The 26,673-nt window shown below is 76.7% G+C and carries 22 protein-coding genes, 2 pseudogenes and 1 riboswitch; of the genes and pseudogenes, 5 read left to right on the forward strand and 19 right to left on the reverse strand.

What is annotated here, in order from left to right; all coding sequences use genetic code 11:
* Nucleotides 1–151 precede the first annotated feature (151 nt).
* Entirely contained in the window at nucleotides 152–1,213 is a 1,062-nt protein-coding gene (locus ABUL08_RS11215) for a hypothetical protein (RefSeq protein WP_350937184.1), read from the forward strand.
* 27 nt (nucleotides 1,214–1,240) lie between these two features.
* On the opposite strand, the gene ABUL08_RS11220 is transcribed toward ABUL08_RS11215, so the two are convergent.
* Nucleotides 1,241–1,690, reverse strand: coding sequence for a MarR family winged helix-turn-helix transcriptional regulator (locus tag ABUL08_RS11220; RefSeq protein ID WP_350937186.1), 450 nt, complete (start codon nucleotides 1,688–1,690; stop codon nucleotides 1,241–1,243).
* Nucleotides 1,691–1,838: 148 nt separating this feature from the next.
* Here ABUL08_RS11220 and ABUL08_RS11225 point away from each other — a divergent pair, with 148 nt between their 5' ends.
* The 3 genes from ABUL08_RS11225 (at nucleotide 1,839) to crcB (ending at nucleotide 4,075) form a co-directional block, all read left to right on the forward strand.
* Nucleotides 1,839–3,065: an MFS transporter gene (locus ABUL08_RS11225; RefSeq protein WP_350937189.1), complete on the forward strand. Its 1,227-nt coding sequence runs from the start codon at nucleotides 1,839–1,841 to the stop codon at nucleotides 3,063–3,065.
* A 150-nt stretch (nucleotides 3,066–3,215) separates the two neighbouring features.
* Nucleotides 3,216–3,716 carry a FluC/FEX family fluoride channel gene (locus tag ABUL08_RS11230; protein WP_350937191.1) on the forward strand — a complete coding sequence of 167 codons (501 nt, stop codon included), beginning with the start codon at nucleotides 3,216–3,218 and terminating at the stop codon, nucleotides 3,714–3,716.
* Nucleotides 3,713–4,075, forward strand: coding sequence for a fluoride efflux transporter CrcB (gene crcB, locus ABUL08_RS11235; RefSeq protein ID WP_350937193.1), 363 nt, complete (start codon nucleotides 3,713–3,715; stop codon nucleotides 4,073–4,075). The genes ABUL08_RS11230 and crcB overlap by 4 nt, the downstream gene beginning before the upstream one ends.
* Nucleotide 4,076: 1 nt before the next feature.
* Here the strand turns inward: crcB and cobA are convergent, their stop codons facing one another.
* The 16 genes and pseudogenes from cobA to ABUL08_RS11315 all read right to left on the reverse strand — a co-directional run bounded on the left by cobA (nucleotide 4,077) and on the right by ABUL08_RS11315 (nucleotide 24,314).
* Nucleotides 4,077–5,720, reverse strand: coding sequence for a uroporphyrinogen-III C-methyltransferase (gene cobA / locus ABUL08_RS11240; protein ID WP_350937195.1), 1,644 nt, complete (start codon nucleotides 5,718–5,720; stop codon nucleotides 4,077–4,079).
* Nucleotides 5,717–6,307, reverse strand: a complete 591-nt coding sequence (locus ABUL08_RS11245; protein ID WP_350937197.1) for a precorrin-8X methylmutase — start codon at nucleotides 6,305–6,307, stop codon at nucleotides 5,717–5,719. Before ABUL08_RS11245 ends, cobA begins: the two co-directional genes overlap by 4 nt.
* Nucleotides 6,304–7,386 carry a HoxN/HupN/NixA family nickel/cobalt transporter gene (locus ABUL08_RS11250; protein WP_350937199.1) on the reverse strand — a complete coding sequence of 361 codons (1,083 nt, stop codon included), beginning with the start codon at nucleotides 7,384–7,386 and terminating at the stop codon, nucleotides 6,304–6,306. Before ABUL08_RS11250 ends, ABUL08_RS11245 begins: the two co-directional genes overlap by 4 nt.
* Nucleotides 7,387–7,403: 17 nt before the next feature.
* Nucleotides 7,404–7,571 (reverse strand): annotated as a pseudogene (locus ABUL08_RS11255) (4Fe-4S binding protein); the annotation flags it as partial.
* On the reverse strand, nucleotides 7,559–9,295 hold the full coding sequence (gene cobJ, locus ABUL08_RS11260; RefSeq protein ID WP_350938583.1) for a precorrin-3B C(17)-methyltransferase: 1,737 nt from the start codon (nucleotides 9,293–9,295) through the stop codon (nucleotides 7,559–7,561). The pseudogene ABUL08_RS11255 and the gene cobJ, both read right to left, overlap by 13 nt.
* 104 nt (nucleotides 9,296–9,399) lie before the next feature.
* Nucleotides 9,400–10,815, reverse strand: a complete 1,416-nt coding sequence (cbiE, locus tag ABUL08_RS11265) for a precorrin-6y C5,15-methyltransferase (decarboxylating) subunit CbiE (protein ID WP_377522100.1) — start codon at nucleotides 10,813–10,815, stop codon at nucleotides 9,400–9,402.
* A 230-nt stretch (nucleotides 10,816–11,045) separates the two neighbouring features.
* Nucleotides 11,046–12,197 carry a cobalt-precorrin-5B (C(1))-methyltransferase gene (locus ABUL08_RS11270; RefSeq protein ID WP_350937202.1) on the reverse strand — a complete coding sequence of 384 codons (1,152 nt, stop codon included), beginning with the start codon at nucleotides 12,195–12,197 and terminating at the stop codon, nucleotides 11,046–11,048.
* A complete protein-coding gene (gene cobM / locus ABUL08_RS11275) occupies nucleotides 12,194–13,039 on the reverse strand; it encodes a precorrin-4 C(11)-methyltransferase (RefSeq protein ID WP_350937204.1) in 846 nt (281 codons plus the stop codon). Before cobM ends, ABUL08_RS11270 begins: the two co-directional genes overlap by 4 nt.
* Nucleotides 13,036–13,824: a precorrin-2 C(20)-methyltransferase gene (gene cobI, locus ABUL08_RS11280; protein ID WP_350937205.1), complete on the reverse strand. Its 789-nt coding sequence runs from the start codon at nucleotides 13,822–13,824 to the stop codon at nucleotides 13,036–13,038. Before cobI ends, cobM begins: the two co-directional genes overlap by 4 nt.
* Nucleotides 13,821–15,206, reverse strand: coding sequence for a cobyrinate a,c-diamide synthase (locus tag ABUL08_RS11285; protein WP_350937207.1), 1,386 nt, complete (start codon nucleotides 15,204–15,206; stop codon nucleotides 13,821–13,823). The genes cobI and ABUL08_RS11285 overlap by 4 nt, the downstream gene beginning before the upstream one ends.
* Complete coding sequence (gene cobO / locus ABUL08_RS11290; RefSeq protein ID WP_350937210.1) at nucleotides 15,203–15,814, reverse strand: cob(I)yrinic acid a,c-diamide adenosyltransferase; 612 nt, start codon at nucleotides 15,812–15,814, stop codon at nucleotides 15,203–15,205. Before cobO ends, ABUL08_RS11285 begins: the two co-directional genes overlap by 4 nt.
* A pseudogene (locus ABUL08_RS11295) lies at nucleotides 15,814–18,101 on the reverse strand (putative cobaltochelatase). The gene cobO and the pseudogene ABUL08_RS11295 overlap by 1 nt, the downstream one beginning before the upstream one ends.
* Nucleotides 18,098–21,772: a cobaltochelatase subunit CobN gene (gene cobN / locus ABUL08_RS11300; RefSeq protein WP_350937211.1), complete on the reverse strand. Its 3,675-nt coding sequence runs from the start codon at nucleotides 21,770–21,772 to the stop codon at nucleotides 18,098–18,100. The pseudogene ABUL08_RS11295 and the gene cobN overlap by 4 nt, the downstream one beginning before the upstream one ends.
* 133 nt (nucleotides 21,773–21,905) lie before the next feature.
* On the reverse strand, nucleotides 21,906–22,079 hold the full coding sequence (locus ABUL08_RS11305; protein ID WP_350937212.1) for a hypothetical protein: 174 nt from the start codon (nucleotides 22,077–22,079) through the stop codon (nucleotides 21,906–21,908).
* Between the two features lie 26 nt (nucleotides 22,080–22,105).
* Nucleotides 22,106–22,282, reverse strand: a riboswitch (cobalamin riboswitch).
* A gap of 375 nt (nucleotides 22,283–22,657) precedes the next feature.
* Nucleotides 22,658–22,990: a hypothetical protein gene (locus ABUL08_RS11310; RefSeq protein WP_350937215.1), complete on the reverse strand. Its 333-nt coding sequence runs from the start codon at nucleotides 22,988–22,990 to the stop codon at nucleotides 22,658–22,660.
* Nucleotides 22,991–23,084: 94 nt separating this feature from the next.
* Nucleotides 23,085–24,314 (reverse strand): MFS transporter, encoded by a 1,230-nt coding sequence (locus ABUL08_RS11315; protein ID WP_350937217.1) that lies wholly within the window; start codon nucleotides 24,312–24,314, stop codon nucleotides 23,085–23,087.
* Between the two features lie 169 nt (nucleotides 24,315–24,483).
* Here ABUL08_RS11315 and ABUL08_RS11320 point away from each other — a divergent pair, with 169 nt between their 5' ends.
* Complete coding sequence (locus tag ABUL08_RS11320; RefSeq protein WP_350937219.1) at nucleotides 24,484–25,194, forward strand: alpha/beta hydrolase; 711 nt, start codon at nucleotides 24,484–24,486, stop codon at nucleotides 25,192–25,194.
* On the opposite strand, the gene ABUL08_RS11325 is transcribed toward ABUL08_RS11320, so the two are convergent.
* Both ABUL08_RS11325 and ABUL08_RS11330 read right to left on the reverse strand, forming a co-directional pair.
* A complete protein-coding gene (locus tag ABUL08_RS11325; RefSeq protein WP_350937220.1) occupies nucleotides 25,181–26,299 on the reverse strand; it encodes an FUSC family protein in 1,119 nt (372 codons plus the stop codon). The genes ABUL08_RS11320 and ABUL08_RS11325 overlap by 14 nt on opposite strands.
* 110 nt (nucleotides 26,300–26,409) lie before the next feature.
* Entirely contained in the window at nucleotides 26,410–26,550 is a 141-nt protein-coding gene (locus ABUL08_RS11330) for a hypothetical protein (RefSeq protein ID WP_350937222.1), read from the reverse strand.
* Nucleotides 26,551–26,673 lie beyond the last annotated feature (123 nt).

Consider the following 26,673-nt stretch of genomic DNA (forward strand, 5'->3'; position numbering starts at 1 on the left):
CGCGGCCACGGCGCCGGGAGATGCTGCGTACCGTACGCGCTGCACCGGTCGTCCGGCCAGGTCACGGGCCTGGGCAGAGGCCGCCGTCGATGCTCACGCAGCGGCACGGCAGAATGCCGGAGAGTTGCCGAGGCACGGGAGGCTGCGGAGCATGACGCGTACCGGGACCACGCGGACGGTGCCGGCCGACGGGCGGGCGGAACGGGCGGCGGTGCCCCCGGCGAGCCGGCGGGACGACCTGATCGCCGTGCTGCTGGGAGCCTGCCTGATCGGTGGCGCCCTCTCCGACGGCTGGGCGCACACCAACATCCTGGACACCATCGAGGGCTTCTTCACCCCGTGGCACGGGCTGCTCTACGCCGGCTTCACCGCCACCGCGGCCTGGACATTCTGGCTGGCGTACCAGCGCCGGGACAGGGCACCGCACTGGTGGCGGGACGGCTGGCCGGCCGGCTACCGGGTGGGTGCGCTCGGCGTCGTGGTCTTCTTCGCCGGCGGGCTGGCGGACCTGGTCTGGCACGAGACGCTCGGCGTCGAGGTGGGGCTGAACGCCGGATTCAGCCCCAGCCACCTGCTGATCGACACCGGCGCGGTGCTCCTGCTGACCAGCCCGCTGCGCTCCTGGTGGGCCAGCGGCGAGGGCGGGCTCCGGTCGGTGACCGGGGTGGCGTCGATGACGCTCGGGGCGATGGCGACGACGATCCTGCTCAGCCACTCGACGGCGTTCCTGACCGCCGCGCCGACCCACCCGATCGGCGCCGCCGGCGCCCAGCAGCCGGCGATCCTCGGCGTCGACGCGTACCTCGTCACCACGGTGGCCCTCGGCGCGCCGTTCCTGCTGCTGCACCGGCGGCGGGCGACCCTCGGCGCCGCCGCCGCGATCGTCGCCGGGCCCGCGCTGTTCATCATGGTGATGTACGAGTTCCCCGGCGCGCAGCCGGTCGCCGCGCTGACCGCCGTCCTCGGCGCGTTCGTCGCGGACCTGGTGCTGACCCGGCTCGACGCGGTACGCGGCGCCGACGCCCCACTGCGGCTGCCGCTGGCCGGCGCGGTCTTCGCCGCCTGCGTCTGGGGCGGTCACCTGCTCGGCCTGGCGCTGACCGACGGGATCCGGTGGACGCCGGAGGTGTGGACCGGGATCATCACGCTCACCGCGTTCGAGGGCGCGCTGCTCGGCGGCCTGGCCGCCCGCCCGACCCCGACCGCCGGCTAGGCCCCCGCCGGTGCCCGCCGACCGAGGTCAACGGCCGGCGGGCAGGCGGTGCAGGGCGTCCACCAGCGGTGCCAGCTCGGGGGTGCGTTCGGCCTCGGCGAGCGCGTCGGCGAGCACCCTGTCGTGGGTCGGCCGGGCCCGGGCCAACAGCTCGGAGCCGGCTGGGGTGAGCTCGGTGTAGATGCCGCGCCGGTCGTCCGCGCAGAGGATCCGGGTGAGCAGTCCGCGTTCCTCCAGCCGGGTGACGAGCCGGGTGGTGGCGCTGCCGGAGAGCGCGGCGGCGCGGGCCAGCTGGCGCATCCGCATGTGCCAGCCGTCCTGCCGGGACAGGGCGTCGAGCACCGTGTATTCCACGACGGAGAGCTGGTGCTCGGCCTGAAGGGCACGCTCCAGGGACGTCTCGATCAGCCCGTGCATCGCGGCGAGCGTGCGCCAACCCTGGGCGCGGATCTCCACCGCGTCGTCCCCGATGCCCATCTCCGCCCGCCTTCCGCTGTGACCTGCGTCCCCCAGGCTAGCACGCTTGCGCCGATAGAAAGCGCGTGCAACTATTTTGGTTGTCTACGCGGGTAGTTGCACACGCCTCTCATCGCCGCACCTCTCCCGACCCCACGAAGGAAACGTCATGTCCCAGCGCACCAGCGCCCTGCCCGGCGGCCTGCTCGCCCTCGCGATCGGGGCGTTCGGCATCGGCCTCACCGAATTCGTGATCATGGGACTGCTCCCCCAGGTCGCGGCGGACTTCGCGGTCAGCGAGCCGGTCGCCGGGTGGCTCATCTCCGGCTATGCGCTCAGCGTCGCCGTCGGCGGGGTCGCACTCACCGCCGCGGTGACCCGGCTGCGCCGCAAACACGTCCTGCTGGCCCTGATGGTGCTCTTCGTCATCGGCAACCTCCTCTCCGCCGTCGCCGGGACGTACGCGGTGATGCTGGCCGGACGGATCGTCGCCGCCCTCTGCCACGGGGCCTTCTTCGGCATCGGCGCGGTGGTGGCCGCCGGTCTGGTCGCTCCCGCCCGACGGGCCGGCGCGATCGCGATGATGTTCGCCGGCCTGACCACCGCCAACGTGCTCGGCGTGCCCTTCGGCACCTTCCTCGGCCAGCACTTCGGCTGGCGCTCCACCTTCTGGGCGATCACCGGCATCGGCGTGCTCGCCCTGGCCGGCCTGGCCCTGCTGGTGCCCGGCCGTGGACCGGCCACCGACGTCCCGCCGGCCGGCGGACTCCGCCGGGAGCTGCGCGCCTTCACCCACCCGCAGGTCTGGTTCTCCCTGCTCGTGACGGTCCTCGGCTTCGGCGGCATGTTCGGCGCGTTCACCTACATCGCGTACACCCTCACCGAGGTGAGCGGCTTCGCGACCGCGACCGTGCCGTGGCTGCTGGTCCTCTTCGGGGTGGGGCTCTTCGTCGGCAACCTGGCCGGCGGACGGGCCGCCGACGCCGCGCTGTCGCGCACGCTGGTCACCGTGCTCGCGGTGCTCACCATGGTCCTGGTCGGCTTCGCGCTGACCGCCGGGAATCCGGCCCTGACCGTCGGGTCGCTGCTGCTGATGGGGGCCTTCGGCTTCGCCACCGTGCCGCCGCTGCAGATGCGGATCATGAAGTACGCCCACGAGGCGCCCACCCTGGCCTCCGGCGCCAACATCGCCGCCTTCAACCTGGGCAACGCCCTGGGCGCCTGGATCGGTGGGCTCACCATCAGCGCGGGTCTCGGCTTCACCGCACCCATCTGGGCCGGGGCCGCCCTCACCCTGGCCGGCCTCGGTGTGCTCCTGGTGGCCGAGCGGCGGGCGAGGCGGGCCGTTCCCCGCCGCCCGCTGGCCACCGCCGACCTGGTCGACGCCGCGGCCTGAGGCCCCGGCCGGTCAGCCGGCCCGGGCGTCACCGCGTTCCGGCGTCGTCCGGCCCCGGAGATATGATCGTCCGGAAACCGGCGGTGGGGCCCGCCGTCCCGGCCCACGCCGGGAGAACCGCGACAGCGTCGCCAACGGTCCCTGCCAGTGATGCCCGTCCTGGTGGGAGGCACCGTGTCCCCAGAGCCCCGGATCGACCCCGACGTCGACCTGCGGGTACCCGCCGACCGGGGTGAGCTGACCGCCCACCCCGCGGCGGTGCTCGGCGCGATCGCCGCCGGCGGGGTGCTCGGCGCGCTGGCCCGGGCCGGCGCGCAGACCGCGTACCCGCACCCGCCGGGCGGCTTCGCCTGGGCCACCTTCGGGGTCAACCTCACCGGCTGTCTGCTGATCGGCGTGCTGATGGCGGTGATCAGCGCCCGGCCCACCGGCCCGCTGGTCCGGCCCTTCCTCGGCGTCGGGGTGCTGGGCGGCTTCACCACCTTCTCCACGTACGTGGTGGACGTGCAGAAGGCGGTGGCGGCCGGGGCGGCGGGCACCGCGCTGGCCTACCTGGCGGCCACCCTGGTCGGCGCGCTGGTCGCGGTCTGGGTCGGCGACGCCGCGACGACCCGGCTGCTGGCCCGGCGCAGCGGTGGGCAGGCCCGGTGACCGTCCTGCTGGTCGCGCTCGGGGCGGCGCTCGGCGCGCCGCTGCGCTACCTCACCGACCGGGCCGTCCAGGCCCGGCACGACTCGCCCTTCCCGTGGGGCACGCTCACCGTCAACGTGGTCGGGTCGATGCTGCTCGGCGCGGTCGTCGCGCTTCCGGCCGCCCCCGCGGTGACCGCGCTGGTCGGCACCGGCTTCTGCGGGGCGCTGACCACCTGGTCCACGCTCAGCTACGAGACGCTGCGGCTGACCCGGCAGGGCGCCCGCTTCCACGCCCTGGCCAACGCGCTGGCCAGCGTGGTGGCCGGGCTGGGCGCGGCCTCGCTCGGTTTCGCCGTCGCCCACGCCCTGACCGGCTGATTCACCCGGCGGGGGCGCGCAGCGCCACCACCGGCCCGAGCACGAAGACGGCCGGTGGGCGTACCCGCTCCCGGGCGGTCAGCGCGCCGACCTCGTCGAGCCGACCGGTCAGGGTCCGCTGACCGGCGTGGCCGGCGTCCTGCACCACCAGCACCGGGGACCCCGGGTCACGGCCGTGCGCGACCAGCACCGCCGCGATCTGGTCGATGGTGTCGACCGCCATCAGCAGCACCACGGTCCCCCGGGCGCGGGCCAGCGCCGGCCAGTCCACCAGCGAGTCGGGGTGGTCCGGCGGCAGGTGACCGGAGACCACCGTGACGTCGTGGGCGACGCCCCGGTGGGTGACCGGCACGCCGGCCATCCCCGGCGCGGCGACCGCGCTGCTCACCCCGGGCACCAGCACCGTCGGCACCCCGGCCGCCGCGCAGGCCTGCACCTCCTCGTGGCCACGACCGAAGACGTACGGGTCGCCGCCCTTGAGCCGGACCACCCGGCGGCCGGCGCGGGCGTGGGTCACCAGGGCGTCGTTGATGGTGTCCTGCCCGACCGACGGGCCGCGCGGCACCTTCGCCGCGTCCACCACCAGCACGTCGGGGCGCAGCCCGGCGAGCAGGCCGGCCGGGGCGAGCCGGTCGGCCACCACCACGTCCGCGGCGTCCAGCAGCGCCTTCCCGCGTACGGTGATCAGGTCGTCGGGGCCGGGCCCGCCGCCGACGATGGCGACCTGACCGGGACGCAGCGCCGGCTCGTGGTGATGGTCGTGATGGTGATGGCCGTGGCCGTGCGCGGGGTCGTCGGGGTGGTGGTGCGGGGTCTGCGGCCGCCCCACCTTGTCGGCGAACCCGGGCAGCGCCACCCGGTAGGCGCAGGTGTCGCAGTTCATCCGGATGTCCCCGCGCAGCGCCTCGGCGTGCCGCTGGAGCACCAGGTCGGCGAGGGCGTCGCAGTCGCCGATCAGGTCGGCCACCCGCACGTCCAGCTCCGGGTGCTCCCCCGCGTACGTCGTGGTCTGCGCGACGATCCGGTCCGGCAGCACCCCGGCGAAGAGGAAGTACGGGGCGACGACGATCCGGCGGGCGCCGAGCCGGCGCAGCCGCTCCAGCACGGCCGGCACGGACGGCTCGGCGAGGGAGATGAACCCGGGCTCGACGCCCGCGTAGCCGCGTCCCTCCCACAGCAGCCGGGCCACCTTCGCCACCTCGGCGTTGGCGTCCGGGTCGGTGGAGCCCCGACCGATCAGCGCGACCCAGGTGCCGGCCCGGTCGTCACCGTCGAGGACCGTGTCGATCCGTGCGGCGAGGACGTCGTGCAGCAGCGGGTGCGGACCGAGCGGCCGGCCGTAGGCGTAGCGCAGGCCCGGGTGGCGCTGCTTCTCCCGGGCGAGGGCGGCCGGGATGTCGCCCTTGCCGTGCCCGGCCGCGGCGAGCACCAGCGGCAGCGCGACCAGGTTCCGGCTGCCCCGCCCGACCAACGCGCCGACCGCGTCGGTCAGCGGCGGGCGGGACAACTCGATGAAGCCACCCTCGACGTCGTCGACGACGTTCCGGCGGCGGATCCGGTCGACCAGGGCGGCGAACTGGGCCACGCCGGGTGCGCTGCGGGTGCCGTGCCCGACGATCAGCAGCGGGGTGCGGTCCGGGGTCATGGCGTCTCCTCCAGATAGAGCAGGGCGTTGAGGGCGGCGGCGGCGACCGCGGAGCCGCCCTTCTCGCCCACGTTGGACACCGCGGGCAGGCCGGCGGCCCGCAGCGCGGCCTTGGACTCGGCAGCGCCGACGAAGCCGACCGGCAGTCCGACGACCAGCGCGGGCGCGACGTCGAGGGTGATCAGTTCGACCAGCGCGGTCGGCGCGCAGCCGACCACCCAGACCGCGCCGGGGCCGACCCGCTCGTACGCGATCCGTACCGCCGCCGCCGAGCGGGTCAGCCCGGCCGCCCGGGCCAGCTCGGCGGCGGCCGGCTCGGCGACCGGGCAGACGGCCTCCCGGCCGGTGATGCCGGCGGCCACCATCCAGACGTCGGTGACGACCGGGGCGCCGGCGCGCAGCGCAGCCAGCCCACCGGCCAGGGCGGTCTCGTCGCAGACCAGGTCGGCGACGTAGTCGAGGTCGGCGCTGGCGTGCACCACCCGCTCGGTGACCGCCCGGGTCAGCGGCGGCAGGTGCGACAGGTCGACCCGGGAGCGCAGGATCCGGTAGGACTCGACCTCGATCGGATGCACCGCCCGGCTCATCCGTCCACCCGCCCGTGGCGGCGGTCGAGGCCGGCCAGCCGCCAGGTCAGCACCGCACCGGCCCAGGCCAGCACGAAGAGCGCCACCACGGCGTAGCCGAGCTGCTCGAAGTGGTCGGCGATCGAGGCGTACCCGGCCAGGGCGGTGACGCCGAACCGGTCGGTGAGCAGCCCGGCCAGGTAGACGCTGGCCACCAGGCCACCCACCAGCACGGTCATCCCGGTGGTGGCCAGGTTGTACCAGAGCCGCCGGGCCGGCTGCCGGTACGCCCACGAGTAGGCGCGGCTCATCAGCAGGCTGTCGGCGGTGTCCATGGCGGACATCCCGGCGGCGAAGAGCAGCGGCAGGGTGAGCAGGGCCAGCACGGGCAGGCCGCCGGCCGCGGCGGTGCTGGCCGACAGGGCCAGCAGGGTCACCTCGCTGGCCGTCTCCAGGCCGAGGCCGAAGAGGAACCCGACCGGGGCCATGTGCCACGAGGAGCGGACCAGCGTACGGGCGCGGGCGCCCAGCACCCGGTGCAGCAGGCCCCGGTTGAGCAGCAGCAGGTCCAGCTCGGACTCGTCGAGCACGCCGGCCCGCAGCCGCCGCCACAGCCGGGCCAGCCCGGTCAGCACCACCGCGTTGAGGACGGCGACCAGCGCCAGAAAGAGCGTCGCGGTGACCGCGGCGACGGTGGCGCCGACCTCGCGGACCCGGGCCATGCCGGTGCCGCTGAAGTGGGCGGAGGCCAGACCGATCACCAGGGCCAGCAGCAGCACCACCGCGCTGTGCCCGAGGGCGAAGAAGAAGCCGACGCCGACCGGTCGCCGGCCGCGCAGCAGCATCAGCCGGGTGGTGTCGTCGATGGCGGCGATGTGGTCGGCGTCGAAGGCGTGCCGCACCCCCAGCAGGTACGCGAGGGTGCCCGCCCCGGCGAGGCCGCCGGCCGCCACCGGCTGGTCGTTCCAGTACAGGTAGAGGCTGACACCGGCGACGTGCAGGGCGGCGACGGCGCAGATGATGCCGCCGAGGCGTACCCGCTCGGCGCGGCTCCACCGGCCGGTGGGTGGGCCGGCGGTGGTGGGGGTGGTGGCGGTCATCGCTCTCCTCGGGCTTCTCCGGTGGCGCGGATGGCGTCCACGGGGCAGATCTCCAGGCATTCCAGGCAGCCGGTGCACCGGTCGATGACCCGTAGGCCGCCGGGGGTGGGGCGGATCGCGTGCACCGGGCAGGTGAGCAGGCAGGCGCCGCAGCCCTGGCAGGCGTCGATGGTCACCGCCGCCACGTGTAGCCCCGGGGCGTCACCATCCGGCCGGCGACCACGCGGGTCTGCGAGCTGCCGACGACGACCACGCTGTACATGTCGACCAGCGCCGGGTCGAGGGTGGCGAGGGTGGCCAGGTGCACCCGCTCGCCGGGGCGGCTGGCGTTGCGGACCACGCCGACCGGGGTCTCCGGCGGCCGGTGCGCGGCGAAGCTGGCCAGCGCCGCGCCGAGCTGCCAGTCCCGGGCCCGGCTGCGCGGGTTGTACAGCAGCGCCACGAAGTCGCCCTCGGCGGCGGCGGCCACCCGCCGGGCGATCACCTCCCACGGGGTGTGCAGGTCCGACAGGCTCAGGTAGGCGTGGTCGTGCCCGAGCGGCGCGCCGAGCAGCGCGGACGCGGCGAGGGCGGCGGTCACCCCGGGCACGCCGACCACGTCGATCCGGTCGTCGGCGTGGTCGAGGGCGGGGCTGGCCATCGCGTACACCCCGGCGTCGCCGGAGCCGACCAGCGCCACGGCGTGCCCGGCGGTGGCCTCGGCGACGGCGGCGCGGGCCCGTTCCTCCTCGGCGCCGAGCCCGCTGGCGAGGATCCGGGTGCCGGGCCGCAGCAGGTCGCGCACCTGGTCGACGTACTGGTCGAGGCCGACGACCACGGCGGCCCGGCGCAGCTCGGCGACCGCGCGCGGGGTGCGCAGGTCGGCCGCGCCGGGGCCGAGCCCGACGATCGCCAGCCGGCCGCGCGGGGCGTGCCGGGCGACCGCGACGGTCGCCATCGCCGAGGCGGTCTTCGGCACCAGCAGGGTGCCGCCGCCGCGCAGCGCGGCGGCCTCGGCGACGCTGGGCGTGCCGACTGCCGCCCGGACCACCTCGCTGGGGTGCGGCACGTCGACCCCCGCCAGCTCCGCGACGGTCGCCGTCTCCAGGGGTACGCCGAGCGCGTCGGCGGTCGCCACGATGCCCGCCTCGTCGGCCTTGAGGTCGACGCTGGCCAGGCAGCGCAGGCTGGCCGCGCTCAGGCCGGCCTCGGCGAGCGCCCGGTGCAGCAGGCCGGTCACCTCGGCGGCGGTCACGCCACGGCTGGAGCCGACGCCGGCGACCAGGGACGGCGGCCGCAGCACGACGGTCCAGTCGTCGACCGGTACGACCCGGTCGGTGACCAGGATCCGGTGGCCGTGCTCGCGGCCCGTTCCGCTGCCGGTCGGCGGCGGACCGTCGGGGGCGGGCGCGGGCCGCACGTTCGGCGGCAGCGCGGGCAGCGGCCAGGTCGCGTCGGCGATCAGCGCGACCGGCTCGCCGTCGAGGATCGCCCGGGTCACGGCGGCCACCGCGCCCTCGACCGGCCAGCCGAGGGTGTCCAGCCCGGGCAGCCCGGCGGCGTCGGTGGCGGTGCTGACCACGGGTCGGGCGTCCAGCAGCGCGCCGACCTCGACGGCGAGCGCGTTGGCCCCACCGGCGTGACCGCCGAGCAGCGCGATCGCGTGCCGGGCCACCTCGTCGACCACCACCACGGCCGGGTCGGTGCGCTTGTCGGCGAGCAGCGGCCCGAGGATGCGGACCACCGCCCCGGTGGCCAGGAAGGCGACCACCGCGTCGCAGTCGGCCCAGGCGGCGCGCAGCGCGTCGGCCACGCTCTCCCCGTCGACGAGTCGGGCGTGCGGCCAGGCGGCGGCGAGGACCCGCGCGTGCCGCCGGCCGGCGGCGGTGGCGGCGACGAGTCCGATGGTGGGACCACCGCTCGGGGCGATCCCGGTCGGTGGCGGGGTGGCGGGCAGGACGGCGGGCGGCGGGGCGGCGGGCGGCGCGCTCACGGCGCTGCCCCGGTCGGCATCGGGTCGGGGGGTCGGGGCGGTCACGGGCGCTCTCCGGTGAGGACGACGACGGGGTTGGTGGCGGCGAGCCGGAGCGACCCGCCGGGCAGGTCGGCCAGGCGCGCGGCGGCCAGTTGGCTCCCCTCGACCGGATAGCCGGCCGAGCGGAGCAGGTGCACGGCCGGCGCGACCCGGTCCAGCGCGGCGAGGGCCACCACCACCCGCTGCGGGCGGCGGGCCACCACGGCGGCGAGCACGTCGACGCCGCCTCCGCCGACGAAGACGGCGTCCGGGTCGGGCAGTCCGGCCAGCGCCGCCGGGGCGCTGCCGACCACCAGCCGGACGTCGACGCCGTGCCGGGCCGCGTTGGCCCGGACCGGTGCGGTGGGGTCCCGCTCGACGGCGATCACCGCCGCGCCGAGCAGGGCGCACTCGATGCCGACCGACCCGCTGCCGGCCCCGACGTCCCAGACGAGACGGCCGAGGCGGGGCCGGAGCCGGGCGACGACGAGGGCGCGCACCTCGGCCTTGGTGATCATGGAGTCGCGGTGCGCGTACGCGGACTCGGGCAGCGCCCAGCCACCGGGCGGGGCCGCGGCGGGTTGGTTGTCCGCCCGCATCGGGCCGACCCCGGGCCGGTCGCACCCCGGTCCGGGGTCGGGCCCGGTGCCCTCCGGCACAGCGACGCGGGCCGGGTCGGCCGGAGCCGGGTCGGCGGGGGACGCGGTCGGTGCGAGGCTGAGCAGCACGTGCGGGTCGTCCCACTGCCGGCCGGCGGCCTCCTCGGGCGTCGTCCAGGTGACCCGTTCGGCGTCGGTGCCGAGGTGTTCGGCGACCAGCAGGCGGCGGGGCCAACCCACCAGGCCCGCCCCCAGTTCGGCGGCGCCGGCACCGGGCGCGGTGAGGACGGCGACGGCGGGCAGCGCCCGGCAGGCGTTGAGCGCCGGACGCGGGTCGCGGCCGTGCGCGGTGACCACGGCGGCGCCGTCCCAGGGCAGGCCGGCGCGGGCGAAGGCGGCGGCGACGCTGGACACCGCCGGCAGCACCCGCACCGGCAGGCCGGCCGCCCGCAGCCGCCGGACGATGCCGAAGCACCCGGGGTCCCCGCTGGCCAGCACGACGGCCGGGACACCGGCGGCGACGGCAGCGCGGAGGCGGTCCAGCGCCGGGGCGAGCGGGCCGAGGGTGACGGTGGCGCAGCCGATCGGCATCGGTGAGGCGGCGAGGTGCCGAGCCGCACCCACCACCAGGCCGGCGTCGGCGAGCGCGGGGCCCAGCCCGGGGTGCGCCGGCCGCCCGGCGGCGTCCACGCCGACCACCGTGACCAGCGCGCCTGCCACCGGCCCCGCAGCAGCCGACGGGACAGCAGCGGCCGAGCGGGTGGCGGACGAGCGGGTAGCGGACGCGGCAGGGGCTGGAGCGTCGGGCGCGGGGCGGGCAGTCGCACCAGAAGGCATGTGCCCGGGTAGCGATATGCCTGTGTGGCATGAATATGCCGGAGAGTCATATCGGTCGCGGCGGATCCGCGGGGAGCCGCCGTCACGCACAGTGAAAGAAGTGTCGGGAACAGCGCAGCCCGGAACCGGATCCGCCAGGGAGACCGGTCCGCTGGCCGGGACGCCTGAAGGGACCGGACCGGCGGACGAGACGGGAGCGGCGGGGGCGCCGACGTCGGGCGGCGGGGCGGTCACGCGGCCCACCGGCCGGAGGAGGCGACAACCCGGTCGCCGGCGAAGTCCACCATGGCCACGTCGACCGTGACGGCGTGCGCGGCGAAGCGGAGCAGCACCTGGCGTACCCGGCGGCAGAGCAGGTCCCCGGCGGGGCCGAGCAGACCGGCGGCGGCCCACAGCTCGTACGCGTGCCGTCCGGTGTTGGCGGCGGTGACGGCCGCGACCAGCTCGGGGTCGCCGCCGGCCTCGGCGGTCACCGCGCCGAGCAGCGACAGGTCCACCTTCGACCGGGTGTAGTGGGTCATCAGGATGCCGGCGGCGAGCTTCGCCAGCTTGCCGGCCATGCCGACGAAGACCACCCCGGTCATGCCGTCGTCGACGGCGGCGGTGACCGCCGCGCCGGTGAAGTCGCCGACCTCGACGAAGCAGACCTCGGGCAGCTCCGGCAGGAGCGCCCGGGCGGCCCGCTCGGTACGCCCCCCGGTGCACAGCACGACGGTCCGCTCCCCCTGGGCGGCCATCACGTGCACCGCCTGCACCACGCTGGCCCGCCAGGAGGCGGTCGAGAAGGGCCGGACGATCCCGGTGGTGCCGAGGATGGAGATGCCGCCGAGGATGCCGAGCCGCCGGTTGGTGGTCTTGCGCGCCATCCGCTCCCCGTCCGGCACGCTGACCACCACCCGGACGCCCACCTCGGTCAGGTCGACCACCTCGGCCACCGCCTGCCCGATCATGCGGCGCGGCGTCTCGTTGATGGCCGGTCCGCCGACGGGCAGGCCGAGGCCGGGCTTCGTCACCGTGCCGACCCCGGGACCACCGTCGAGGTCCAGCCCGGTCGTCGTACGCCAGCCGACGGTGGCGGTGAGGCGGGCGCCGTGGGTGACGTCCGGGTCGTCCCCGGCGTCCTTCACCACGACCGCCTCGGCGTGGGGGTCGGGCGGGGCGGTGACGTCGCACCGGTCGACCGGGAAGCGCACCCGCCGGCCGTCGGGCAGGCCGATCTCCACCTCCCGCTGCGGCACCCCGGTGACCAGGGCGGTGACGGCCGCCTTGGCCGCGGCGGTGGCGCAGGCGCCGGTGGTCCAGCCGGTACGCAGTGCGGTGGGCCGGACCTTCGCCGTACGCGGCAGGTCCGGTTCGCGCAGCGGCGGCTCGGCGTACGTCATCGGGGTGGCCCGTCCCCGGCGGCGTCGGCGGCCCGGGTGGCGCGGGTCCGGCGCAGCTCGGCGCGGGCAGTGGGCTCGGCCCGGCGGAAGGTGTGGAAGTGCCCGGGGTGATAGAGGTGCGAGCGGGTGCCGCTGGCGGCGAGCGCCGGGCCGACCAGGAAGAGGGTGTGCTTCCAGAGCCGGTGTTCCTTGACGGTGGCCGCCAGCTCGCCGAGCGTGCAGCGGACCACCAGTTCGTCGGGCCAGGTCGCCTGGTACGCCACCACGACCGGGGTGTCGGGCGGGTAGCCACCGGCGAGCAGCTCGGCCTGCGCCTGCCCGGAGCGGGCGGCGGAGAGGAAGAGCGCCATGGTGGTGCCGTGCCGGGCGAACTCACGGACCCGCTCCCCCGGCGGCATCGGCGTCTTCCCGCCCTCCAGGCGGGTGAGGATCACCGACTGAGCCACCTCGGGAATGGTCAGTTCCCGGCCGACGATGGCGGCGACGGCGGTGAACGACGACACCCCGGGCACGATCTCCACCGCCAGGCCGAGGGCCCGGCACAGGTCGAGCTGCTCCTGCACCGCACCCCAGAGCGCCGGGTCGCCGGAGTGGATCCGGGCCACGGTCAGCCCCTGCGCGGCGGCCCGCCGGTAGAGCGGCAGCACCCCCTCGACGGGCAGTTGGGAGGAGTCGACGATCTCGGCGTCCGGGCGGGCGTGGGCGAGCACGTCGGCGTGGACCAGGCTGGCCGCCCAGATCACCACGTCGGCGTCCGCGATCACCCGGGCGGCGCGCAGGGTGAGCAGGTCGGCGGCGCCGGGTCCCGCCCCGACGAACCAGACCTTTCCGGTGGTGGTCACAGTTTTCCTCCCCGGCGGTCCCGGTGGGCCGGGACCAGCAGCGTCGACAGGTACGGCAGGTCGTCGGCGGCGGCGTCGACCGGCCCGATCCGCTCGTCGGGCAGGCCGAGGGCCCGGCCGAGCACGGCGTCGTCGAGCCGGCCGCGTCGGCGCAGCTCGTCGACCAGCGCCGGGTGGCGGCGCCAGCCCTTGTAGATCACGACCGTGCCGGGTCCGGCGAGGGCGTCGGCGACCGGCGCGAGTCCGGCCGTCGCCGGCAGCAGGGTCAGCGGCTCGCGTCCCTCACAGAGCGGGACGCCGCTGCGGGCGGCCAGTTCCTGCATGGCGGTCACCCCGGGGACGGTGCGCACCTCGACCGCCGGGCGGCGGGCGCGCACGCCGTGCGCCAGGTAGCCGAAGGTGGAGTAGACGTTGGGGTCGCCGATGGTGGCGAAGGCGACCGCGCGGGCGCCCGCGTCGAGCGCGTCGACCACCGCGTCGGCGGCGGCGTCCCAGGCCCGTCGGCGGCGGGCGGTCACCCCGCCGGTGTCGTCGAGGGCGAACGGCAGCCGGCGGAGCCGGTCCGCGGCGACGTACGCGGACACGGTGGCCTCGGCGCGGCCGGGGGGCGCGGCACCGTCGGCGGTCGGCCGCTCCATCACCGGTACGAAGACCACCTCCGCCTCGCCCAGCACCCGGACCGCCTTGAGGGTCAGCAGTTCCGGGTCGCCGGGGCCGACCCCGACCCCGGTCAGGGTGGCCGGGTGGGAGCCGCCACAGGGCCGGCCCGGGTCCGGCGCGGTCACCGGCTCGCCGCCTCGACCAGCCGACGGGCCGCGAGGGGCTGGCCCGCCCAGTGGGTGTGCAGGTAGGAGGCGTGCACGTCGCCGGCGACGAAGCCGTGCGCGTCGCCGTCCCAGCGCCAGGCGGGTCGCTCGCCGTGGCCCGGGTCGGTGACGGTGCGGTGGAACTCGTGGCCGCGTACCGGGTCGCCGGCGGGGTGGACCGGGGAGGCGGTGGCGGCGACGGCGTCCCGGTAGCCGAGGGTGAGCCGACCGGTCATCCGGGCGGCGTGGTCGAGCCGCCCGCACATCGGCACCCCGTCCAGGGACCGGCCGAGATAGAGCAGGCCGGCGCACTCGGCGACGACCGGGCCGGCGAACCCGGCCAGGTCGGCGCGGAGCCCGGCGTTGGCGGCGAGCGCCTCGGCGTGCACCTCGGGGAAGCCGCCCCCGACGACCACGGCCCGGGTGCCGTCCGGCAGCGCCGGGTCGCGCAGCGGGTCGACCACGACGACCTCCGCGCCGGCCGCGGTGAGCAGTTCGGTGGTCTCCGCGTACGAGAAGGTGAAGGCCGGACCACCGGCGACCGCGACGACCGGGCGGGTCGTGCCGACGGGCCCACCGACGGCCGCGACCGGGTCCCAGGGCGCGACGGTCAACGGCGGCGCGGTCCGGGCCAGCTCCAGCACCCCGTCGAGGTCCACGGTGGACTCGACCAGCTCACCGAGGGCGGCGACGACGGCGAGCGACTCGGGGGCCCGCTCGGCGACCGGCACCAGCCCGAGGTGCCGGGCCGGCGCGGCGACCTCGGCGGCCCGGGTGACCGCCCCCAGCACCGGTACGCCCACCTCGGCGAGCGCGTCGCGCAGCAGGGTCTCGTGCCGAGGCGAGCCGACCCGGTTGAGGATCACCCCGCCGATCCGTACGCCCGGGTCGAAGACCTGCATGCCGAGCGCGAGGGCGGCGGCGGAGCGCCCCTGGGCGGTGGTGTCGAGCACCAGCAGCACGGGCGCGTCGATGAGCCGGGCGACGTGCGCGGTGGAGGCGTACCCGCGTCGGCCGACCGCGCCGTCGTGCAGCCCCATCACCCCTTCGACCACCGCGACGTCGGCGGGGGTGGGCACGCTCGCGCCGTGCCGCAGCAGCGGTGCGATCCGCTCCTCGCCGACCAGCCACGGGTCGAGGTTGCGGCCGGGCCGGCCCGCGGCGAGCGCGTGGTAGCCGGGGTCGATGTAGTCGGGGCCGACCTTGTGCGGGCTGACGGTGAGGCCACGGCGGCGCAGCGCGGCGAGCAGCCCGGTGGCGACGGTGGTCTTGCCGTGCCCGCTGGCCGGCGCCGCCACGACCACCCGGGGCAGCGCCCACGCACCGGCCGGTGCCGTCGTCGCCGGTCGGGTCCGGCTCACCACTCGATCCCCTTCTGGCCCTTCTGGCCGGCGTCCATCGGGTGCTTGATCTTGGTCAGCTCGGCGACCAGGTCGGCGGCGGCGACCAGGCGCGGGTCGGCGTCCCGGCCGGTGATGACGACGTGCTGGAAACCGGGGCGGCCGGCGAGGGTGTCGACCACCTCGTCCACGTCCACCCAGCCCCACTTCATCGGGTAGGTGAACTCGTCGAGCACGTAGAGGCCGTGGCGCTGTGCGGCCAGGTCGCGCTGGATCTGCCGCCAGCCCTCCAGGGCGTCGGCGGCGTGGTCGGCCTCGCCGCCGCGCTGGATCCAGGACCAGCCCTCGCCCATCTTGTGCCAGGCGACCGGGGCGCCCTCGCCGGTGCGCTCGTGCACCTCGCCGAGGGCCCGGAAGGCGTTCTCCTCCCCCACCCGCCACTTGGCGCTCTTGACGAACTGGAAGACGCCGATCGACAGCCCGGCCGTCCAGGCTCGCAGCGCCAACCCGAACGCGGCGGTCGACTTCCCCTTCATCTGACCGGTGTGGACGATGGTCAGCGGCCGGTTCCGCCGCTGCCGGGTGGTCAACCCGTCGACGGGCACGTGGCTGGGCTTCCCCTGCGGCATCAGACGGCACTCCTGTTCGGGACGGCGGCCGGGATCGGGGCGGACAGCGGCCCCGCGGGGGTCCGTGTCCTGCCGCTGCCTCCGGCGGTGGTGAGGGTGGTGAGCGGGCGGAGCGGGGCGGACAGTTGGGTGGCCAGGCGGTGGGCGAGGTGCAGGCGGACGGGGCCGGACTCGCAGTCGACGACCACGCAGGGCGCCCCGGTGGCGGCGAGCACCGCCGCCGCGCGGGCGGCCCGGTCGAGTGGGCGCGGGCCGGCGGTGGCCCGGCCGTCGGTGACGACCAGCACCAGCGGGCGGCGCTTCGGGTCGCGCAGCCGCTCCACCCGCAGCAGCTCGGCCGCCGCGAGGAGCCCTTCGGCGAGCGGGGTGCGGCCCCCGGTCGGCAGGTCGGCCAGCCGGGTGGCGGCGGCCAGGACCGAGGAGGTGGCCGGCAGCAGGGTCTGCGCGCCGCCGCCCCGGAAGGCCACCACCGCGACCTTGTCCCGGCGCTGGTAGGCGTCGGTGAGCAGGGCGAGCACGGCCCCCTTGACGGTGGCCATCCGGGACCGCGCGCCCATCGACCCGCTGGCGTCGACCACGAAGAGCACCAGGTTCCCCTCGCGTCCCTCCCGGACCGCCGCGCGCAGGTCGTGCGGGCGCAGCCGCAACGGTCCGGTGGTCCGGCCGCGCGCGGTCTGGTGCGGGGCGGCGGCGCGCAGGGTGGCCGGCAGGTGCAGCGCGCCGGGCCGGCCGGCCGGGACCCGCGCCCCGGTGGTCCGGCCCCGCCCGGTCCGCGCCCGGGACCGCCGCCCGGGCACGCCCTCGCCGACCCCGGGCGCGGTGAGCAGCCGTGCCGTCAACCCCGATTCGGGTACGGCCACCGCCCGCCCCCGCTCGTCCCCGGTCCCCCGGTGCGCCCCACCGCGACCGTCGCCGTCGGACGGTCGCGCGTCGATCGGGGTGTCGCCGTCGGACGGCCGCGCGTCGTCCGGGGTGTCGCCGCCGGTGGGCCGCGCGTCGTCCGGGGTGTCGCCGCCGGTGGGCCGCGCGTCGTCCGGGGTGTCGCCGCCGGTGGGCCGCGCGTCGTCCGGGGTGTCGCCGCCGGTGGGCTGCGGACCGGAGGCGCCGCCGGTGGGACCGCTGCCGGCCCGGCCGCCACCGGTCGGACCGCCGTCGGTCGGGTCGTCCGGTGTGCCACCGGCACCACCGGAGCCCGGTCCGTCGTCGTCCGGGTCGTCGTCGGCGGCCCGGTGCAGCGCCTCGTCGAGGCGCTGCTCGTCCAGTCCCGGGGTGTCGAACGGGTCGCGGCGGCGGCGGTGCGGCAGCGCCAGCCGGGCGGCGACCCGGACGTCCTCGGCGGTCACCTCGGTGCGCTCCTGCCAGGCGGCGTGCGCGAGCGCGGCCCGGGCGGTGACGATGTCGGCGCGCATCCCGTCCACGTCGAAGGCGGCGCAGACCTCGGCGATCTGCCGCAGCGCGCGGTCCGGCAGGGACACCCGGGGCAGTCGGGCCCGGGCGGCGGCCACCCGCCGGGCCACCCGGGCGTCGTCGTCGGCCCAGCGGGCGGCGAAACCGGCCGGGTCGGCGTCGGCGGCGAGCCGGCGCCGGACCACCTCGACCCGGACGGCGGGGTCGCGGCTGGCGGCGACCTCCACGGTGAGCCCGAACCGGTCGAGCAGCTGCGGGCGCAGCTCCCCCTCCTCCGGGTTCATGGTGCCGACCAGCAGGAACCGGGCGGCGTGCCGGACGGAGACGCCCTCCCGTTCGACGTGGCAGCGGCCCATCGCGGCGGCGTCCAGCAGCAGGTCGACCAGGTGGTCGTGGAGCAGGTTCACCTCGTCGACATAGAGCACGCCGCGGTGGGCGGCGGCGAGCAGGCCGGGTTCGAAGGCGCGTACCCCCTCGGTGAGGGCCTGTTCCAGGTCGAGCGCGCCGACCACCCGGTCCTCGGCGGCGCCCACCGGGAGTTCGACCAGCCGGGCCGGGCGGCGCTCGGCCACGGCGGCGGCCGGGTGGGGGCCGTCCGGGCAGTCCGGGTCGGGGGCGGCGGGGTCGCAGGCGAACCGGCAGCCGGCGATCCGGTCGACTGGCGGCAGCAGGGCGGCGAGGGCGCGGACGGCGGTGGACTTCGCGGTGCCCTTCTCACCTCGGACGAGGACCCCGCCGATCGCCGGGTTGACGGCGTTGAGCAGCAGCGCCAGCCGCATGTCGTCCATGCCGAGCACCGCCGAGAACGGGTACGTGGTCACTGGGCCTCCTTCGGTGGCGACTGCGGGGCTCGCAGACCCGGCTCACTCCTCGCGCTCACTGCCGGTCCTCCAGGTCGCCTTCGCTGGCCAGGTACGTCTCGCGGAGCCCGTCGAGGGTCGCCGGCTCGGGTGCGGCCCACAGGCCCCGGTCGGCGGCCTCCAGCAGCCGTTCGGTGATGCCGCGCAGCGCCCACGGGTTGGACCGCTCCAGGAACTCCCGGGTCTCGGCGTCGAAGACGTACGCGGCGGCCAGGTGCTCGTACATCCAGTCGTCGACGACGCCGGCGGTGGCGTCGTAGCCGAAGAGGTAGTCCACGGTGGCGGCCAGCTCGAAGGCGCCCTTGTAGCCGTGCCGGCGCATCGCGGCGATCCACTTCGGGTTGACCACCCGGGCCCGGAACACCCGTCGGGTCTCCTCGCCGAGGGTGCGGGTGCGCACGTCGTGCGGCATCGCCGAGTCCCCCACGTACGCGGCCGGGGAGGTGCCGGTGAGGTGGCGGACCATCGCCACCATCCCGCCGTGGTACTGGAAGTAGTCGTCGGAGTCGACGATGTCGTGCTCGCGGGTGTCCTGGTTCTTGACGGCGATCGCGATCCGGGCGAAGGAGCGTTCCATGTCGGCGCGGGCGGCCCGCCCGTCGAGGTCGCGGCCGTACGCGTAGCCGCCCCAGACGGCGTACACCTCGGCCAGGTCGGCGTCGGTACGCCAGTTCCGGGCGTCGATCAGGGGCAGCAGCCCCGCCCCGTACGCCCCGGGTTTCGAGCCGAAGATCCGGGCGGTGGCCCGGCGTTCGTCGCCGTGCTCGGCGAGGTCGGCGGTGACGTGCGCGCGGACGTGGTTGTCGGCGGGCGGCTCGTCGAGGGCGGCGACCAGCCGGACCGCGTCGTCGAGGAGCGCCACCACGTGCGGGAAGGCGTCCCGGAAGAAGCCGGAGATGCGCACGGTGACGTCGATCCGGGGCCGGCCGAGTTCGGCCGCGGGGATCACCTCGATGCCGGTGACCCGGCGGGACCGGTCGTCCCAGGTGGGCCGGACCCCGAGCAGCGCCAGGACCTCGGCGATGTCGTCGCCCTGGGTGCGCATGGCGCTGGTGCCCCAGACGGTCAGCCCCACCGACGCCGGGTACGCCCCGGTGTCGGCGAGGTGCCGGGCCAGCAGCGAGTCGGCGAGCGCCACGCCGACGTCCCAGGCGTTGCGCGACGGGATGGCCTTCGGGTCGACGGAGTAGAAGTTCCGGCCGGTGGGCAGCACGTTGACCAGGCCCCGGGTGGGCGAGCCGGACGGGCCGGGCGGGACGAACCGGCCGTCGAGCGCGCCGAGCACCCGGTCGATCTCTTCGGTGGTGCGGTCCAGTCGGGGCACCACCTCGCGGGCGGCGAAGCGGAGCACCTCGGCGGCGTCGGGGACGGGCCGGCCGACGACCTCGGCGACGACGGCGTCCACCTTGGTGTCGTCCCAGCCGAGGGTCTCCATGCCGACGACGAGCCGGCGCGCGAGGGCCTCGATCAGGTCGACGGCGTCGGCGGCGGTCGCGGCGGGACCGTCCACCGCCTCGGTCAGCTCCGCCGGCACGGCGAGCCGTGCGCCGGGCGTGGCGAGCAGCGCCTGCTCGTCCAGGCCGTACCCGGCGGCGAGGGCCTGGCGCAGGCCGGGCAGGGCGCGGACGCCGCCCCAGACCTGCGGGGCGCGCAGCACGGCGAGGACCAGGTTGACCCGCGCCTCCCCGGTCGGCGCGGCGGCGAGGACGTGCAGCCCGTCGCGGATCTGCACGTCCTTGACCTCGCAGAGGTAGCCGTCGAGGTGCAGCACGAAGTCGTCGAAGTCGTCGGTACCGGGCATCTGCTCGGTGTGCAGGTCGTGGTGCAGCTCGGCGGCGCGGACGAGGTCCCAGATCTGCGCCCGGACGGTGGGCGCCTTGGCCGGGTCGAGGGCCTGCACGGTGGCGTACTCGTCGAGGAGCTGTTCGAGTTTCGCCAGGTCGCCGTACGTCTCGGCGCGGGCCATCGGCGGCACCAGGTGGTCCACGACGACGGCGTGCGCGCGACGCTTGGCCTGGGTGCCCTCGCCCGGGTCGTTGACGATGAACGGGTAGACCAGCGGCAGGTCGCCGAGGACGGCGTCGGGGGCGCAGTCGGCGGCCAGCCCGAGACCCTTGCCGGGCAGCCATTCCAGGGTGCCGTGCTTGCCGAGGTGGACGACCGCGTCGGCGCCGAAGCCGCCGTCGGCGACGGGCGCGGCCAGCCACCGGTACGCCGCCAGGTAGTGGTGGCTGGGCGGCAGGTCGGGGTCGTGGTAGATGGCGATCGGGTTCTCCCCGAAGCCGCGCGGCGGCTGGATGATCAGCACCACGTTGCCGAGGCGCAGCCCGGCGAGGACGACGTCACCGCCGTCGGTGTAGAGCCGGCCGGGCGGCTCGCCCCAGTGATCGCGGATCCGTTCCCGCAGGCCGACGGGCACGGCGTCGTACCAGCGGCGGTAGGTGTGCGCCGGCACGCGGGCCTCGGCGGCGGCGAGCTGTTCCGGGGTGAGCCACTCGACGTCGTGCCCACCGGCGGCGATGAGCGCGTGGATCAGCGCGTCGCCGTCGTCGGGGACCGGTCCGTCGCCGAGGTGCCAACCGGCGTCGGCGAGGGCGGCGAGCAGCCGGACCGCCGACGCCGGGGTGTCCAGGCCGACCGCGTTGCCGACCCGGGAGTGCTTGGTCGGATAGGAGCTGAGCACGATCGCGAGTCGCTTCTCGGCGTTCGGCACGTGCCGCAGTCGGGCCTGGCGGACCGCGATGCCGGCGATCCTGGCCGCCCGCTCCGGGTCGGGGGCATAGACCGAGAGCCCGTCGGCGTCGATCCGCTTGAACGAGAACGGGACGGTGACGATCCGCCCGTCGAACTCGGGGATGGCGACCTGCATCGCCGCGTCCAGCGGGGAGAGCCCGGCGTCGCTGCCGGCCCACTGCTCGCGGGTGCTGGTGAGGCAGAGCGCCTGGACGATCGGCACGTCCAGGGCGGCGAGCGCGCCGACGTCCCAGGCGTCCTCGTCGCCCCCGCCGGCCGCGTCGGCGGCGACGGTCCCGCCGGCGGCGAGCACCGTCACGACGAGGGTGTCGCAGCGGGCGAAGAGGTCGAGCGGTCCGGCGCCGGGGGTGAGTCCGCGCAGCGAGCCGCAGAAGATCGGCAGCGGGTGCCCGCCGGCCGTCCGTACCGCGTCGGCCAGGGCCTCGACGAAGGCGGTGTTCCCGGCCAGGGCGTGCGCCCGGTAGAAGACGATCCCGACGGTGGGCCGCCCGTCGGCGCCGGTCGCGGGCGGGTCGCCGAGGATGCCGTACGGCGGGGTGGGGGCGGGCGGGGCGAAGCCCTCACCGGTGAGCAGGACCGTGTCGGAGAGGAACCGGGCCAGCTGGGCAAGGTTGTCGGGGCCCCCCTCGACCAGGTACGCCAGCGCCTGGGTGGCCACCCCGGCGGGCACCGTGGAGGCGGCCATCAGCTCCGCGTCGGGCAGCGCCTCGCCGCCGAGCACCACCGTCGGCATCCCGGCGGCGAGCACCGCGGCGAGGCCGTCCGGCCACGCCTGTCGGCCGCCGAGCAGGCGTACGACGGCCAGGTCGACGCCGTCGAGCAGCGCGGGTACGGCGTCGGCGGCGACCCGGGCGGGGTTGGCGAGCCGGTAGTCGGCGCCGCTGGCGCGGGCGGCGAGCAGGTCGGTGTCGGCGGTGGAGAGCAGCAGTACGCGCACGGACAGCTCCGGAGAGTGACGCCCGGACCGTCGTGGAGGCCGGTCGGGCGGGGCGAGGGTGGGCGCGGTTCAGCCGGTACGGCGAATCGCCGGCCGGGACACCGGCGGCGGGCCGGTGGGTGCGGCGGCGGAACTAGCGGTGAACGGCGACGCCGCCCGAGGCGGCGGCGGAGGCGTCGAGCGCGGGCGACGCGGGGCGGCCGGGTCGCGGGGCGACCGGGGCGGCGGTACGGCTGAGCACGGGCACACTGCCGTGCGCGGTGCGGCGACGACGGATCTCGTCGACGGTGGAGACGCTGCGCGTCATCGGGTCCTCCTCGGGTGTCCACGCCCTGGGATCACTGCCCGACGGCCGAAGTATCCTGGCTCCCGGATCGACGCTCACCCCCGGCCTTCCAACCGCGCACGCACGGCCGTGACTCACGAGGGGGGATCGCTCCCCGGTGACAGTGGCGGGACCGCGCCGGAATCGCACCGGCTTCCTTCACTGCCGTCAGGCCGCGAATGCTGCCACACCCGCCCGCCGCCGGTCAACGGCCCCCAACCGCACCCACACCCGCCGCCGACATGATCGACGCGACTCGATGCGAAATCGCTGCCGACAACGGCGCTGGTGAATGAGATCAGCAGTTCCGGAAAGGTTCCTCCGACGGCATTCTCCGGGCCGGGAAACCCTCGCCGAGGCGGCCTGTCGGGGCTGCTCCGGCAGCCCGTCGTCGCGAACCGGAAACGCCGGTGCCGAGGATGCGGGGAATGCTCCCGCACGGGCGAGGCGGAGCGGCGACACGGGCCCGGGAATGGCGGCGCGTCGACGCGTCCGGAGTCGTCACCGGGGCTCGATCGGGCGGCGGGACGCGCCGGGGCGGGTGTGACGCAGGACCCAGCTCAGCGGGCGCGGCGCTCCGGATGGGCCCGGTTCCAGGCACGCATCCGCTCCGGATAGCCGGTGCGGGCCGCCTCGTAGAGCGGGATCGCGTGCTTCTGCGCGATCTTCGCGGCAGCCCGTGGCGTGCCGGTACGCCGCCGGATCCACTCGCCGTCGTGCGCGATCGCGACCACCGTGGTGTCGGTGGCCGTGGTCTCCGGCTCCAGATAGAACTCCACGCCCCGCCGACTGGTGGCGAACGCGGTCAGCGCGGCGAGGTCGTCGGCGGTCGCCTCCCGGTCCAGCTTCGTCGGCGTGGTCGGGTCGGCAGCCCGGCGGGTGAACCACCCCATGTCCGCCTCCTCGTCTCGGCTGCCCTCCAGTTCACCACCGGCACCTGACAACCGGCTGCGAGCGAGGTGGGAGAAGCCTGACCCGCCCGCCCGGTCACGCCCGGTGGGCGGGTGGGCGCAGGGCCGGCACCAGGGCCAGGGTGGGCAGCAGCAGGAGCGGGACGACGAGCAGGGCGTGGAGCGTACCGACGTGGTCGCCGAGCAGCCCGAGCAGCGGTGGGCCGCCCAGGAAGGCGGTGTAGCCGATCACGGCGACCACGCTGACCCGGGCCGGGGCCCGCTCCTCGTCGTCGGCGGCGGCGCTCATCCCGACCGGGAAGCCGAGCGACGCGCCGAGCCCCCAGAGCGCCACCCCGGCGATCGCGACGGGACCGGAGCCGGCCAGCACGGCGAGGGTGGCGCCGGTGGCCGCCAGGCCGAGGGTGCCGAAGAGCACCGGCACCCGCCCCCACCGGTCGATGGCGACGGTGCCGGCGGTGCGGCCGAGGGTCATGCCGACCACGAAGACCCCGAAGACGGCGGCGCCGGCGGCCTCGCTGACGCCGTACCCGTCGACGAAGGCGACCGCCAGCCAGTCGTTGGCGCTGCCCTCGGTGAACGCCATCGCCAGCACCAGGAGGCCGATCAGCAGGGTGCGCGGCTCCCGCCAGGCGGCCAGCAGCGCCCGCCGCCGGTCGCCCGCCGCGCTCGGGCCGGCGTCCCGGGCGGGTGCCGGCAGGAAGGACCGGGCCCCGAGCAGGGTGCCGCCGAGCACCACCGCCGCGACCACCCCCAGGTGTACGCCGATCGGCACCCCGACCCGGGCGGCACCCGCGCCGAGGCCCGCCCCGGCCACCGAGCCCAGGCTCCAGGCCGCGTGGAACCGGGGCAGGACGGTACGACCGAGCCGCTTCTCCACGGCCGCGCCCTCGATGTTCATCGCCACGTCGCAGGTGCCCGAGCCGAAGCCGACGCCGAAGAGGCCGACGGCCACCCCGACCGTCGACCCGGCGAGGCCGGCGCTGAGCCCGGCGACGGTGATGCCGAGCGCCAGCACCAGGGTCGACGCCAGCACCGTCCGGGCCGGGCCGAGCCGCTGGGCGACCAACCCGGCGGTCGGCATGGCCAGCAGCGCGCCGACGGACAGGGCGAGCAGCAGCAGCCCGAGCCGCCCGGCGCTGAGGTCGAGCGCCTCCCGGACCGCCGGCACCCGGGAGAACCAGGTCGCCACGGCGAGGCCGTTGAGGGTGAAGACGACGGCGACGCCGGTGCGGGCCGCCAGCACGGTGCGGGACGGGGACGGCTCGGCGACGGGGTCGGCGACCGGCGCGCCGGTGGGGTTCACGATGGGTCCTCTCGTCCTGCGGGTGTCCTGCGACGATCACACACCCGCGCCGGTACCGCCACAAGCCGGTTCCACCCCTTACCGGCGAGGTCTCCGCCACAGCGGGGTTGACCGACGCACCCCCGGGTAAGCGCCCGGACGTCCGCCGACGCAGAGGGGGCGACACCCGGTGACCGAGCCCGCGCCGCCGCACCGACGGCCCGAGGAGAACGCCCGGCACGGCCGGCTCGCGGCCCGGCCGGCCACCCCGACCGCCCCGGGCCCGACCGGCCTGGTGCCGGTGCCCGGCCCGGACCGGGAGCCACCGGCCCTGGTGTACGCCCCGGCGGGCGGGGACGGGCCGTACCGGCTGGTGGTGCTGCTGCACGGGGCCGGCGGGTCGGCCCGACAGGGGCTGGACCTGCTGCTGCCGCTCGCCGACGCGCACCGACTGCTGCTGCTCGCCCCGCAGGCCACCGCGAGCAGCTGGGACCTGATCGTCGAGGGGTTCGGCCGGGACGTGCGGCGGATCGACGGGCTCCTCGACACGCTCTTCGCGGCGTACCCGGTCGAGGGCGTGGCGCTGGGCGGTTTCTCCGACGGCGCGTCGTACGCCCTCTCCCTGGGCCTGACCAACGGCGACCTGGTGGACGCGGTGCTGGCCTTCTCCCCCGGCTTCGCCGCGCCGCTGGTCACCCACGGCCGGCCGCGGATCTTCGTGTCGCACGGCACCGACGACCGGGTGCTGCCGGTGGACCCGTGCAGCCGACGGCTGGTGCCCCGGCTGCGCTCCCTCGGCCACCCGGTGGAGTACGCCGAGTTCACCGGCGGCCACGAGGTGCCGACACCGGTCCGGCAGCGGGCGGTGGAGTGGCTGACCGGCCCGGTCAGGGGCCGCTGACCGCCGCGTCGACCCGGCCGAGCACCGTGGCGTCGTCGTCCACGCCGACCCCGCGCAGCAGGTCGATGGCGGTGGCCCGGACCTGCCCGATGATCATCGCGAGGGGCAGGGTCTGGCCGGGGGTGAAGAGCCGTCCCGCCGCGCGCACGGCCGCCAGCGCGGCGACGTCGGTCCGCTCGGCGTGCCGGTCGGCGACCTGCTCCTGGCCGGTCAGGTCGGCGGCGAGCGCGTCCCCGGCGGAGCGGACCGCGTCGGCCAGGGTGCGGATCGCCGCGCCCAGGTCGGCGGGGACCGGCGCGTCGCCCCGGGTGAGGGTGACCGCGGCCCGGGCGAGGACGCGGACGTTGCGTACCGCGTAGTCGATCTGCCGGATGGAGCCCGCCACCGACCGGAGTCGGCCGATGTGCCGGCGGCGGCGGACGTTGAGCCGTAGCGCCTCGCCGGCCGCGAGCACCGCGTCGCGCAGCCGCTCCACGGTGGTGTCGGCGTGCCGGGCCCGGTCCAGCGCGGCGAGCGCCGCCTCGTCGTCGCCCCGGTCCAGGGCGGTGGCGATCTCGTCGAGCAGCCCGGCCAGTTCCTCGAAGGTGTGCCGGAACTCGGCGACCAGCGGGGCGAGCGGCCGGCGCGCGTCGATCAGCTGGCTGGCGGCGAGCGCCACCCCGCCGCCGATCAGCGCGTCGACGAACCGGAACGGCACCAGCGACTCGGTGGGCGGCGAGACCACCACCAGATAGAGCGCGGAGACGGCGGCCTGCACCACCGACACGGTGCTGGCGCCGATCGCCACCGCCAGGGCGGTGGTGAGCAGGATGACGGTGAAGACGGTGCTGGTGGTGCGCGGTCCGAGGGCCTGGACGACCAGGTCGGCGACGAGCACCCCGGCGGCGACGCCGAGCACCACCTCGACGGCCCGGCGCATCCGCTGGCCGCGGGCCTGGCCGAGGACGATCAGCGCGGCGGCCGGGGCGAAGAACGGCTGCGGGTGCCCGACCAGCCGGGTGGCCAGCACCCAGGAGACGGTCGCCGCCAGGGTCGCCTCGACCACCGGCAGCCAGCCCCGCCACAGCCGCCCCGCGGCGTCCCGGAACCAGCTCCACCGCGCCATCGCCGCCTCCTCCACGCCCCGGACCGCCCCATCGTGCGCCGCCGCCCGGCGCGGCGCACCCGAGGGTGGTGGCGCTCACCCGCACGACGCGTTCTCCGGCGCCGGGCGCGTCAGCAGGCGCCGCCGGTCTCCCAGTTCAGCTCGCCGCCGCCGAACGGCACGACGCCCGGTCTGAGGGTCTGCGGGATGCCGGCGTTGCCGGCCACCACGTACCAGGAGTCGCCGCCGGAGCCGGGGAGGCCGAGCGTCATGGTCCACCTGGGCCGCGCGCGGTCCAACCAGCGGACCGGGGAGCGGTGGAGGGTGGCGCCGACCGGTGCGGGCGACCGGCGGATCGTCCCGCTGGGCGACCCGTCCCGGGCCCGTCGGCCGGG

It is taken from the genome of Micromonospora sp. CCTCC AA 2012012 (assembly GCF_040499845.1).
Classification (GTDB): Bacteria; Actinomycetota; Actinomycetes; order Mycobacteriales; family Micromonosporaceae; genus Micromonospora; species Micromonospora mangrovi.